Origin of the sequence: Bacillus sp. DWP3-1 (assembly GCF_049896565.1) — a bacterium.
Classification (GTDB): Bacteria; Bacillota; Bacilli; order Bacillales; family Bacillaceae; genus Bacillus.
Genome location: NZ_JAFCUN010000001.1, coordinates 347,788 through 361,668, shown reverse-complemented (window position 1 = coordinate 361,668; position 13,881 = coordinate 347,788). Strand labels below are relative to the sequence as shown.

Genomic DNA, 13,881 nt, shown 5'->3' with positions numbered 1-13,881 from the left:
CAAACTGCCGGCTCAAAGAAACCGGCAGCTTAAATTTGACCTGCTAGTTGATGAGACGATGATATTCAGCGTAGGCAGTGGCCATATCCACTTGAGACCAGAAACGGTGATAGGTGAAAACCGGTGCCCCATTCTCCCATTTGCCTGTTGCTTCATTAAATGAAGACTGATATTTACTCTCGAGTGAAGACCATGCTGGATCTTGTTTAATGTTCGGACGAAGATCAGCAAAACTCGTATAGACCCCATTACCTCCTCGCTGCGGATCAGAAGGAATAGTGCTGGCTCCAGGAATCTGATTCCCTTGACCAAATGTCCCGTTCCAACCATTTGGGAAATACACTTCTTTTTTAAAGAAGCGGTCATAGTCCTCTCTTTCTTCTTCTGTTACAATGCCCACGCCATCATTGTAATTCCACGCAACCTCAAGGAGCTGTGCGGCAGCATCTTTCGCTCTGACACCAAGCGCTGTATAATCCCCTGTTTCTAGCTTAGTGGCAGCAGCAAAGAAAGTTAAAGCCTTGACTAGACTCCCTAGTACGCCCGTATCCTGAGTTGGATCTTTTGTTACAGCTGTTAAGTTTGGATTTCCTGTTGCAGACTGGAACCCATTCCAAGTGTCAGGCTGTCCGCTCCAAGCAATATTTCCAGGAAGCCAAAACTCGCCAGGTGCACTCGTTGTAGCAACAGCAGCATTTGTTCCTCCTAGAATTCTTTGTCCTTGGTCATCTAAGAAATAACCCTCTTCATCCGACACAGGACGGCTGCCGATAAAAATGTAATCTAATGCATAGTTGACCCATTTTGTGATGCAAGATTTGGCCATTTGGACATTTTCAGATGTTTTGTCTCCATCTTTCACAAAAATGTAATAAAGCTCTGCTACGCGCTCCATCGGCCATGCCTGCATCCCAAACCAGTTATTAGAAGGCGGATCAAGATAAACAGGTGCATCCTCATATGCCATATCGTAAAAAGTACTTCTTCCCGCCGGATAAGCACTATAGTCTCCATTCCAGCTATTGGTTGCACCTCCTGCAATCGCTCCCTCTTTAGATTGAAGCCATACATAAAATTCAAGCTGCCTTTTTAATGTTTTTTCCCAATCGCTTGCACCAGTAGCGGAAGATGGCTTTAAGCCTCCTTTGTCTGAGGATAAAGCATAAGCGGCGACAGGGTTTTGATACCCTTGGTGACAATGGCTAGCTCCAATACGCCATGACCAGTTGGCATGGTCGCCAAGTCCTCCGCCCCAAGAGGTATACCACGCCATTAAGTAATGACAGGCACCCTTTCCGTTTCCAGGGTACGGATTCCCCTGTTTGCCGCTTCCAATCGTTTGAAAATATTTATCGTACATACCGTAACGAAGAAAATCCCCCATTTTTTTCGCTTTATCAAGATAGGCTGACTCATTATAGCCGAGTTCCTTCGCCCAATACATCACTTGTATTGCACGCGCATCAGCATCCGTCGCATTGGTATAGCGCCACTGAGCAGCTGGTGCTTGATTTTCTTTTGTGAACAAGCTCATAAAGCCTTCATTCGGCTTTCCAAAAGATTTATCATCTTGTGAAGGATGAGGGATGGCCTCCCATACGGATTCCTGTGGACCACGCTGGAATGTGTTCACATATGCAGCTGTATGTGATGGGTTGAGCAAGTTTCCATATTTATACCAGTTATCGACATCAAGCAGCCAGTGCATTAAATACGTTTCATTCGTTCCATAGGTTGATTTCAATTCACCATCAATCGGATCTTGACCCGCAGGACGAGCACCGCTTAACTGGCTAGGGTATTGATCCGGGTATGGTTTTTCTGCTGCGTATGTGGCTGGGCTAGAAGGATTGTAGGCGCTCATATGCGGCTGCTCATCATTTCCATCTTCATTTACTGGGATGATGTACTTCTCCATATTGTCCCAGGCTGCCTCTAATTTGCTCCAATCCCCTGTGTAATGTCCGTACAACACCTCAAGCCACAGCCAATAGCTATACGCTTCTGAAGTTGTCATATGCCCGTAATCAGGCGCTTCGCAAATGAGCGTCTCGATTGAATGATACGGAATTCCTTCTGATGAAAAATATCCATTCGCATCACTTTTAATTTGATGATAAAGCGTTAAAAACCGTTCTTTGTTTGACAAGTTCTTCACCCTTTCAATACATCTTGATTTTTATTTGTCTGGAAGTGCACCAAATACCAAAGCACCATCATCAAAAACAGGAATCCTCGCTGTTTTTTGCATATTGGAAGTTAAGCCTTGAAAGGAATAATCATTTGAGGCATCCCATATATTCGCCCCATTTGGTGCAGATAATCGAAATTGTATTTCCTTCTTATGCTCTGATTCTCCTCCAGGAAAAATCGCTACGCCCGTAAAATCAATTTCTGCATAATATACGTGGGCTGATGCGTCATATACCTTCAGCGGAGATAAGGAAGCGCCTTCATTGTAGGCTGCTGTCACTTGAATATCTTTTTCAGTGAATCCCTTTGCAAAGACCTCACTCAGATTGACATAATATCTAAAGGACAGCGTTTGACTGCTTCTTGCCGGCCAGCCGGACCGATTGTATAGAACCGCCTTCACCTGAGTTGATGTTGTATCGTTATTCATCAGAGCTGCCTCTACAAAAAACTCATCCTGAGCCTGTTCTTTAGGCGGGAAATTTGGAAGCTTAGATTGCCCCTTTCCAAACAGCTGCACCATTTTGGCTATATTTCCAGTAAAGGCGGCATTATAGTCCGTCGCCACCTCGTTTGATACATAATCGGAGATGTCATCGTCATATTGATCCTGTGCATTAGGCCCGCCAACAAGCGCTCCATAAAGAGTGTGCCGATGATACGGAGGATTTGTCAGCTGGTTAGACCATGAGCCATGTGCAGTTCGATGGTGTGGATGCTTCGGCGGGTTCTGGCCAAACCCAACGACATAGCTTCTATTGAGCGGATTATCACCAAGCATATAGTGAGTTTGATTGACCGCAAACGTTTGATATCGATTCTTTTTTTCTTCATCTGAAACCCAATCAGCATAGACAAAGGCTAAAAATGCTGCATTTGCTGTGTAACGAAGCGATCCCCATTGATCTAGCCATGCCAAACCGCCAGGCGTATAAGTGATTCTTTCGACTTTTCCATTTTGAACAAGACCTGTGGTCCAGTAATCGAGGTTACGCTCTGTCGATTCTATAAATCGATTTTCTTTCGTGATTCTGGCGAGTAAGATTTGCGAAGCAAAAAAAGTATTGTCCCATGACATGGTAAACGTATAATCCCAATCCTTCGGCCATTCTTCTACTGCTTTTAGTGCTTGATTTAAATAGGTCTCTTCATTTGTTGCCAAGTACAGCCAGATTCCGCCCCAAATGAGTTCGTCAATATAGCCGCTCCAGGAGTTGTAAAACGGCTGAGCGTTTGTGACACAATCTGTATACTCGCCGCGATACCTGTCAGCAAATGCATAAAGCTGTTTCGCGTGGGTCAGAAGCTTTGCTGCATAAGGGGCATCTGTCTCTTTAAAAATGATAGAACTCGCTGCTAAAGCTGCAGCAGTTTGTGCGGCTACTTCTGTTCCTGGACAATTTTCATCAATTTTAAAAGCTGGCCGGCTCATCGGCATCACTTCTGCCGGTCCCCACCAAGCATGATCAGCGTTCCCATCACCTACCTGCGCCCAAAACTCGTTAGGACCTGTATGTGCTTTCAAAAAATAATCCGTTGCCCACCTGATTTGATCGAGGATGTCATCAAGCAGTTCTGCCTCTTCATAGGCTTCTCGGTATTCATATACTGTCCATGCAAGCACAGCTGCTGAGTAGGCCATCGGAAGCCCAAATTTCACATGATCACCTGCGTCATACCAGCCGCCAGTTAAATCATGCCCTACATCCTTCCCGTCCTCTAGTCCAGAATCTCCCCGCCAGTTGAGACGGCTGCTTTCGGGAAGCTTTCCAGACCGCTGCGCTTCATAAAACAACAAGGATTTTTGAAGAACCTCTACATAGTTATAAGATGCCATTTCCGTATGACTCACTCCTTCTTTTTAGTCAAACATGAATAGACAAGCCACCTCCTTTTATTCAGAACGTGATTTGAACAGTTTTGAAAAGAATCAAATACGTTTCAAAAATAAGCATAGTAAACAGCAATCAGCTTTACGCTCATCGAAGGTTTTTTCTCTTGATTCTTTTTGTGACTGTACCCAGAATGATCATATGTCGCATGAGAACATTTCAGACGGCGAAATTCTCTTTTTTGCTCTATTTGGGTAGAAAGAATGACATACAATCTCTTCTCTTAAAACATCACGTTAAATCAAGGTATATGAATGAATAAGAAAATGATTCCATTTGGTGGAAAATCTTTATTAGTTAACATAATAAAATTATTGTATATGAAAAAAGAACGCCCCTTTAAGGACGCTCTTCATGAATCGCATTAAAACAAAGAAAGCTGGTTTTGATCGGGAAGTGCTTCTAAGCAGCCTTGACGATCTAAATATTCTAGAACCGTTTTCGACACTTTTCCGCGTTTTTGTAAATCTTCTTTTGAAAGGAATTCCCCGTCTTGTCGTGCGCGAACAATATTTAACGCAACGTTTGTTCCGAGTCCAGGGATCGAGTTGAATGGCGGAATTAATCCATCTCCATCAATGATAAACTCTGTTGCACTTGATCGATAGAGGTCCACTTTTTTGAAATGGTAGCCTCTTTCACACATTTCAAGTGCAAGCTCTAGTACAGTTAATAGGTTCTTTTCTTTCGGTGATGCATCTAGACCTTTTGAGTTAATATCGTCCATGACTGCTCGAATCGCATTCGATCCTTTTGTCATCGTTTCGATATCAAAGTCATCTGCACGAACGGTAAAGTAAGCCGCATAGTATAAAAGTGCATGATGCACCTTGAAGTAGGCAATCCGTACAGCCATTAATACGTAAGCAGCTGCGTGGGCTTTAGGGAACATGTATTTGATCTTTTTACAAGAATCAATATACCAGTTCGGTACATTATTATTCTTCATTTCTTCTTCCCATTCAGGGGGAAGTCCCTTTCCTTTACGAACAGACTCCATGATTTTAAATGCGAGTGACGGCTCTAAGCCCTGATAGATGAGATAGACCATAATATCGTCACGACACCCAATCACTTCACTTAGTTCACACGTTTTATTGTGAATGAGTTCTTGCGCGTTTCCGAGCCATACATCCGTCCCGTGTGATAGTCCAGAGATCTGAACGAGCTCTGAGAAGGTTGTTGGTTTTGTATCCTCAAGCATTTGCCGAACAAACCTTGTCCCAAACTCCGGAATACCGAGTGTACCTGTTTTACAGCCAATTTGCTCTTCTGTTACACCTAGAGGCTCTGTTCCTTGGAAAATTTTCATCACTTCTGGATCGTCTGTTGGAATCGTTTTTGGATCGATTCCGCTTAAATCCTGTAGCATACGAATAACCGTTGGATCATCGTGCCCTAGTATATCCAGCTTGAGCAAGTTGTCATGGATTGAATGGAAATCAAAATGCGTCGTTTTCCAATCAGAACCTGTCGCATCTGCTGGATATTGAATTGGTGAGAAATCATAAATGTCCATATAATCCGGCACTACGATAATACCGCCTGGATGCTGGCCCGTTGTCCGTTTGACCCCTGTACAGCCTTGGACAAGCCGGTCGATTTCTGCGCCCCTCATATGAAGATTATGATCTCCAGCGTAGCCTTTCACGTAACCATATGCTGTTTTTTCTGCAACAGTACCAATCGTACCTGCTCGGTATACATACTCTTCACCGAACAGCTCTTTCGTATAGTTATGTGCAATCGGCTGATATTCACCTGAGAAGTTCAAGTCGATATCAGGGACTTTGTCTCCTTTAAAACCTAAGAACGTTTCAAACGGAATATCATGTCCATCTTTTTTGTACGGCGTACCACATTCTGGGCAGTCTTTGTCAGGAAGGTCAAAGCCTGAACCAACAGATCCGTCATTAAAGAACTCCGAATGCTTACAGCTTGGACATACATAATGCGGGGCAAGTGGGTTCACTTCGGTAATCTCTGTTAATGTTGCAACAAGAGATGAGCCGACAGATCCCCTTGAACCAACAAGATATCCATCATCAAGTGATTTCTTTACAAGCTTATGAGAGATTAAGTAAATAACGGCGAATCCATGGCCGATAATACTTTTTAATTCTTTCTCAATACGGTCTTCTACAATTTTCGGCAAATCATCTCCGTAGATGCTGCGCGCCATTTGATAGCTCATTTCCCGTATTTCTTCATCTGCACCTTCAATTTTTGGTGTGTATAGGTCATCTTTGATTGGTTTAATGCTTTCGACCATCTCAGATACTTTTTTCGTATTCGCCACGACGATCTCTTTCGCTTTTTCGTCTCCTAGGAAGGAGAATGCTTCAAGCATTTCATCTGTCGTTCTAAAATGAACTTTTGGCAGTTCGTGACGGTTAAGCGGATTTGCTCCACCCTGTGATGAAATTAAGATTTTACGATAAATTTTGTCTTCTGGATGCAGATAATGCACATTTCCAGTTGCCACGACTGGTTTATTGAGCTTTTCGCCAAGCTTCACAATGTTTGTGATGATTTCTTTTAACGCACGTTCATCTCGAACAAGCTCCAGGTGCAGCAGATGCTGATACACTTCTGGCGGATGAACTTCTAAATAGTCGTAAAATGCTGCAATGTCTTCCACCTCATCAGGTGATTTTTGCATCATCCCTTCAAAGACCTCACCCTTATCACAGGCAGACCCGATAATTAAACCTTCTCGATATTTCTCAAGCTGTGAGCGCGGAATGCGCGGCACCCGGTAGAAATAATGAATATGAGAAAGAGAAACAAGTTTGAATAAATTTTTCAGACCGGTCTCATTTTGTGCGATCAGAATGGCATGGTAAGGACGTGAGCGCTGGTAGGCATTAGACTGACCCATGTTTTCATTCAATTGATCGTGATAGGCAATTTCTTTTTCAGCCGCATCTTTTAGCATCTTCAGCATGAGGTAGCCTGTCGCCTCTGCATCGTAAATGGCCCGGTGATGCTGCGTCAGTTCTATATCGAACTTTTTACAAAGTGTATTGAGCCGGTGATTTTTAAATTCAGGGTAAAGGAATCGGCCGAGTTCAAGTGTATCAATCACAGGGTTTGACGCTTTATCTGTTTTTAACAGGCGTTTGTACGCTGCATTTAAAAAGCCCATATCAAAACTTGCATTGTGCGCAACAAGGATATCTTGTCCAATCCATTCTTTGAAATCGCGCACGACATCGACGACATCTGGAGCATCTCTGACCATATCATCCGTAATACCCGTTAATTCGATCGTTGTCGCTGATAATGGGTGATGAGGATTTGCAAATGCCTCAAAGCGGTCAATGATTTCCCCGCCTTTTATTTTCACTGCTGCCAGCTCAATGATCGTGTCATAAACGGCTGAAAGTCCAGTTGTCTCTACGTCAAATACGACATACGTCGCGTCATCTAACAAACGGTGCTCCGGATTATAGGCAATGGGTACTCCGTCGTCGACCAAGTTGATTTCCACACCGTACATCATTTTGATGTCATGTTTTTTACTTGCTGCATACGCATCTGGGAAGGATTGTACAACCGCATGATCCGTCAGGGCAATCGCTTCATGTCCCCATTTTTTTGCTTGTTCCACCAGCCTGCCAATGCCAGTGACAGCATCCATTTGGCTCATTGGGGAATGCAAATGAAGCTCGACACGTTTCTCACCCTCAGGTGCCGTATCCTCTTTCAGCTGAGGTTTCATTTCATTGACGTCATTGGCAATCATGACAAGGTCTCTGACAAACGTATCGTTTTGAATGCTTCCTCTTGCTTTGACCCACATGCCTTTTTTCAATGATTTCATCAGCTGGGCATCTTCTTTTTCTCTTGCAAACATTTTGATTAAAATACTGTTTGTATAATCTGTAATCTTAAAGATACAAAGCGTTCTGCCGCTTTTCAGCTCACGCGTTTCTGCATCGAATACGTAGCCTTGAACGGTGATTCTTCGTTCCTCATCCATAATACTATCAAGCGTACGAATTTCTTCATTGTCTTTAATTTGATAGCCAATCATGAGAGGGCCAGACGGAGCTTCATCCTGCTCCTCACTTTCCTTCTTCTCCATCTCAGTGAGGGCTTGCATCGCTCTTTCTTGATCTTCAGCAAGCTTTTGTTCTCTGAACTTCTGAATCTCTTGATCTGATACAAAAATTTCTGTATCGAATTGCAGCTCTGGAAAGCCTACTTGTTTAAAAGCAGCCTGGAGCATTGGGCTGTACTTCTTCTTGATGGCCAAAGCCTCTGTTTCGCTTTTCGTTTTGATGATGATTTTATGTCCAGACAGCGATGGTTTTTGCTGCTGAAGCAAGCTGATGATTGGAGGAGAAATTCCTTGAAGCTCTTCCACACAATGTGACCAATACGATTGAACGAGCTCTTCAGAGATGTTCGGATCATTGACTTCAATCGTACAAGTGACTTGTGCAATATGAGAAAATGCATTTGTCAGCCTGCTGAGAAACATCGCATATACCTTGTAAGGCAGAAGCGCCTTAAATTTAAAAAGGAAATGCCACGTTTTCGTCGCCTTATGCACCGTCAATTTGACGATTTCTCCTTCTTCAAAGTAACGACTGAGGTCATCATCTGTCATTTGAATCTGATTGAGTAATATATGAAATTGCCGCCGTGTGATCGGTAATTGTTCATCCAAGACAGAACCCTCCTTTTGTCAATCAGAAAGGTACCTCTTTTCTACAGGAGGTACCTTCATTTTTTTGTTCGTTTTTATGCTTGGCGTATAAATGAAATCAGCTCATCAACAGATACTTCATGTGATTCACCTGATTTTCTAAACTTCACTTCAACAATGCCTTCTTCTGAACGTTTTCCGCAGCTAATGCGAATTGGCAGCCCAATTAAATCACTGTCTGCAAATTTTACTCCGGCACGCTCTTGGCGGTCATCGAAAAGTACGTCAAAGCCCTCATCTTCTAAGCGCTCGTATAACGTTTCAGCCAGCTCTTTTTGAGCATCGTTTTTCATATTTAATGCAAGGAGATGAAGGTCATATGGCGCAACAGTTTCGGGCCAAATGATTCCTTTCTCATCGTGATGCTGTTCAACAATTGCTGAAAGAGTTCTAGAGATACCGATACCATAGCATCCCATAATCATTGGCTGCGCTCGTCCATTCTCATCAAGGTACGTCGCATCCATTGACTCAGAATAACGAGTGCCTAGTTTAAAGACTTGTCCTACTTCAATCCCTTTGGCAAACTGGATTGTGCCTTCTCCATCTGGAGAAACATCTCCTTCTTGAATCAAACGAAGATCTGTGAATTCTTTCACTGATACATCACGCGCAGGATTGACATTGACATAGTGATAATCCGCTTCGTTTGCACCTGCGACAGCATTTGTCATGCCTTTAACCGCAAGGTCTGCATAAATATCGACTTCTGCTTCCAGCTTCACAGGACCAACAAATCCAGGCTCTGTTCCAATGACTTCTAGTACTTCTTCTCGAGTAGCAAGCTCTACAAGCTGTGCTCCTACCAAGTTTTTCACTTTCACATCATTTACTTCATGGTCGCCTCTAGTCAGGATTAGAACATACGCATCATCTGCTTTAAACAAAACAGATTTGATACAAAGAGAAGAATCAACTTCTAAAAATCCAGCGATGTCTTGAATCGTTTTCACTTGCGGTGTGTGGACTTTTTCAAGTTCTTTGAAGTCCGCAGGATTTGCTTCTTCTCCGTGATAAACAGCTTCAGCCATTTCAATGTTCGCAGCATAGGAAGATGTGTCAGAGTATGCAATTGTATCTTCTCCTACTTCTGACAGTGCCATAAACTCATGTGTATCTTTTCCTCCCATTGCACCAGAATCTGCAATGACTGGTCTAAAATTAAGACCTACTTTTGAGAATACATTGGAGTAAGCTGTAAACATCTTGTTGTATGTGTCATCAAGGCTTTCTGGTGAAGAATGGAATGAGTACGCATCCTTCATAATAAATTCACGTCCGCGCAGCAGCCCAAAACGCGGTCTCTGTTCATCGCGGAATTTTGATTGAATTTGATAAAGAGTTAAAGGAAGCTTCTTATACGATTTTACTTCGCTGCGTACGAGTGATGTGATCACCTCTTCGTGCGTTGGGCCAAGTGCGAACTCGCGGCCATGACGATCTTTCATACGCATCAATTCTGGACCGTATGTATACCATCTTCCTGACTCTTGCCACATTTCTGCCTGCTGCAGCACTGGCATTAACAGCTCAGCTGCTCCTGCCTTTTCCATTTCCTTGCGAACAATGGATTGAATATGCTGGATGACTTTATGAGCAAGCGGCAGATAATGATAGATTCCGCTTGTATTTTGTCTAATGAACCCAGCTCTTACTAAGAGCTGATGACTTTTTGCCTCAGCATCTGCCGGCACCTCTCGAAGAGTTGGAATGAAAGTCAGGGATTGTCTCATGTCGTTACACCTCATTTATGAAATAGGACTTCTCACAAAAACTCTTGTTTCCCGTAATGAGAAACAAGAGACATTGGTTTTTATAAAAATAATCGCTGGATGTCATTCCACGTAACCACTAGCATTAACAGCATGAGGAATGCAACACCGATAAAGACAACAAGTGCTTCTTTCTCACGATTAATTGGTTTACCACGAATGGCTTCAACAAACAAGAATAGTAAACGTCCTCCGTCTAGTGCAGGAATCGGTAATAAATTCACGATGCCTAAGTTGATACTAAGGAACGCCGCAAACTGCATTAATGTTAACACACCTTGCTTGGCTACTTCTCCTGTCATGTCATAGATCCCAACAGGACCTGCTAACATATCTAGTGAAAATTGTCCTGTGACAATTTTTTGCAAGTTCGTTAAAATCAGACCTGCTGTTGAAATCACAGTCGTTCCTGAGGATGAAATAACCTTCAGAAATCCATTTTCCGTTGGCGGATAAGATCCGAAACGGCCAATGCTTTTTCCGTCTGCTTTCACAGCTTCTGGTACAACCTGCACAGTGCTTTCTTTGCCGTCTCGGTCAATGACGACATTCATTTTTTTCTCAGGGTTCTTTTGAACGGTTTGAACGACGTCTGTCCAAGAATTCATTTTATCCCCGTTAATGGACACGATGTGGTCACCCTGCATGAGTCCAGCTTCTGCCGCTCGGCCGTCTTTCGTCAGCTTGCCGAGTACAGGATCATCAACGGTTACCCCTTGAATAAAACCTAAAGCAACCAAAATCACATACGCCAGGATAAAGTTCATAATCGGTCCAGCTGCGATCGCTTTAATACGCTGCCATACCGTTTTTGATCCAAATTGACGATTGTATGGTGCGATTTGAATTTCTTCACCATCTGCAATATAAAAGCTTGTTTGACTGACATTGTAGCCAGTTAAAATATCTTCATTTCCAGCTTCATATCCTGAGATTCTCATGGCATGATCTAAATCAATCTGCTCAACTTCGATGACAAGTGCATCAGGATATTTTTCTTTGTCATTTAAAATGATTTTTTCTACTTCATTTTGCTCATTGAATAAGAGCCCCACTGTATGACCTGGTTTAATTTCAATGACTTCAGGGTCCTCTCCTGCCATTTTAACAAATCCGCCAATAGGGAGCAGTCTAATGGTATAAACGGTTTCCTTTCGTTTAAAGGAGAAAATCTTCGGCCCAAAACCAATTGCGAACTCGCGGCATAAAATCCCCGCTCGCTGCGCCATAATTAAATGGCCAAGCTCGTGGAAAAAAACGAGCGTTCCAAAAATAATAATAAACGCAATCACTGTATTCACGAACATACCACCTTATGTGAGGATTGATTGAACAAAGTCTCGTGTATCTTTGTCCACTTCATGGATATCTTGCAAACTAGGCGTTGAAATCACATGATGTCTATTTAGTGCCTTTTCAATCAATTCTTCAATTTGCAGGAACGTTACTTTGCCTTTCAGAAATGCATCAACTGCCATTTCATTTGCTGCATTGAGCACAGCAGGCATTGTCCCTCCTATTTTACCTGATTCATAAGCAAAATGTAAGCAGCGATACCTGTCAAAATCCGCTTTTTGGAAATTCAATTGTCCAATCTCCCAAAGGTTCAATGATTTCGCTTCTGGTAATGGCGCCCTGTCAGGGTATGTGAGTGCATATTGAATCGGCACTCTCATGTCAGGTGTCCCTAACTGAGCCATGACGCTTTTGTCGTGAAATTCCACCATTGAATGGATAATGCTCTCTTTATGTAACAGCACATCAATTTGTTCATAAGGCATATCAAACAACCAATGTGCCTCAATCACCTCGAGCCCTTTATTCATCATCGTCGCTGAATCAATGGTAATTTTCGCTCCCATTGACCAGTTTGGGTGGTTCAGCGCTTCTTCAACCGTAACACCTTCAAGTTCAGTTCGTTTTTTATCTCGGAAACTACCACCTGAAGCTGTCACGATTAAGCGTTCAATGTTTTTAGCTTGTTCACCTTGCAGGCATTGAAAAATAGCGGAATGCTCACTATCGACAGGAAGTAAAGGTACATCATATGTTTTCGCGTACTCTTTTACTATATGACCAGCTGTGACAAGTGTTTCCTTATTTGCGAGTGCAATCGTCTTTTTTTGTTCAATGGCCTTTAATGTTGGAACAAGCCCAACACTTCCTACAAGTGCATTGACCACAACGTCCACTGCATCATAGGTCGCTGCCTCGATGTTGGCTTCATCACCAGCAGCCATCTTGACATCGTATTCAAATGAATGACCTTTTAGCGTCTGATAAGTCTCTTCACTTAAACATCCGACAAATTCAGGCTGAAACTGTTCTATGATTGGAACGGCCTTATCTACATTTCGGCCAAATGTCATGGCTTTCAGCTTAAATTTGTCTGGGTGCTGCCTAATCACATCTAATGTTTGTTCTCCAATTGATCCTGTTGCGCCTAATAGCGAAATATATTTCAAATTGCCACTCCTTCTCTCGTTCAATAAGTTTCTATGAGGTTAGCTGGCAAACGTTGCGAGCAGTAAATATAAAAACGGCAGAACGAATAAAAAGCTGTCAAACCTGTCCAAAATCCCGCCATGTCCAGGGAGAATTGTCCCTGAATCCTTTACGTGATAATGACGCTTTAAAGCAGATTCCACAAGGTCGCCCAGCTGTCCAAAGATACTGAGCAAAAGAGTAATAAACATAACAAGCAGATATGATGGCAAAAATCCTGTAACCGCCTGAAACACAAATGACAACACGACCGCTGTGACGATTCCGCCGATAAATCCTTCTACTGTTTTGTTTGGGCTGATCTCTGGCCAGAGCTTTCGTTTCCCCATAGATTTCCCAATAAAGTAAGCACCTGAGTCAGTGGACCAAATAATCACTGCTGCGAAGAAGATCGCACTCATGCCATATAAGCCTCTAATTTGGATGAAATAATAGAAACTGACGCCAATATATAATGTCGCTAATACAACAAAAGCAACCTCATCGAATGTGAAAGAGTTTTTGCTCAACACTGTATAAGTTAAAAGGATTAAGACTGCAAATAAAGCAATTTGCATTTTTGATGCGTCTACGTTCGGGAAGAAGCTGTTCTCTCCGCCCATTAAAAGCCAAAGCAATATTAAGCTGACAATACCAGGAAAGCTGAAAATCGATATCTTTTTCATTCTTAGAAGCTCAAAGAGAGCGACACTTCCCATTAAGTAAATCAGCAGGGTAAATGGCATCTGTCCATATATAACCGCAAGTAAAAAGACTGCAGCTGCCAAAACACCCGTCAAAATTCTTTGTTTCATCTGCACCA

7 protein-coding genes are annotated in these 13,881 nt (G+C 42.7%); all 7 read right to left on the bottom strand.

Annotated features, from left to right (window positions below):
* Positions 1-43: 43 nt before the first annotated feature.
* A complete protein-coding gene (locus tag ACP7A0_RS01860) occupies positions 44-2,149 on the bottom strand; it encodes a glycoside hydrolase family 48 protein (protein ID WP_426004051.1) in 2,106 nt (701 codons plus the stop codon).
* A gap of 30 nt (positions 2,150-2,179) precedes the next feature.
* The gene (locus ACP7A0_RS01855) at positions 2,180-4,030 is read right to left on the bottom strand and encodes a glycoside hydrolase family 9 protein (protein WP_426004049.1); all 1,851 of its coding nucleotides are present in this window, start codon (positions 4,028-4,030) and stop codon (positions 2,180-2,182) included.
* Between the two features lie 419 nt (positions 4,031-4,449).
* Positions 4,450-8,703 (bottom strand): PolC-type DNA polymerase III, encoded by a 4,254-nt coding sequence (locus ACP7A0_RS01850; RefSeq protein WP_426004472.1) that lies wholly within the window; start codon positions 8,701-8,703, stop codon positions 4,450-4,452.
* A 134-nt stretch (positions 8,704-8,837) separates the two neighbouring features.
* Positions 8,838-10,535 carry a proline--tRNA ligase gene (locus tag ACP7A0_RS01845; protein ID WP_060596281.1) on the bottom strand — a complete coding sequence of 566 codons (1,698 nt, stop codon included), beginning with the start codon at positions 10,533-10,535 and terminating at the stop codon, positions 8,838-8,840.
* Between the two features lie 80 nt (positions 10,536-10,615).
* Positions 10,616-11,881 carry an RIP metalloprotease RseP gene (gene rseP / locus ACP7A0_RS01840; protein ID WP_095285177.1) on the bottom strand — a complete coding sequence of 422 codons (1,266 nt, stop codon included), beginning with the start codon at positions 11,879-11,881 and terminating at the stop codon, positions 10,616-10,618.
* Between the two features lie 6 nt (positions 11,882-11,887).
* Positions 11,888-13,039: a 1-deoxy-D-xylulose-5-phosphate reductoisomerase gene (dxr, locus tag ACP7A0_RS01835; protein ID WP_375567474.1), complete on the bottom strand. Its 1,152-nt coding sequence runs from the start codon at positions 13,037-13,039 to the stop codon at positions 11,888-11,890.
* A 39-nt stretch (positions 13,040-13,078) separates the two neighbouring features.
* Positions 13,079-13,873 (bottom strand): phosphatidate cytidylyltransferase, encoded by a 795-nt coding sequence (locus tag ACP7A0_RS01830; RefSeq protein ID WP_060596276.1) that lies wholly within the window; start codon positions 13,871-13,873, stop codon positions 13,079-13,081.
* Positions 13,874-13,881: the final 8 nt, after the last annotated feature.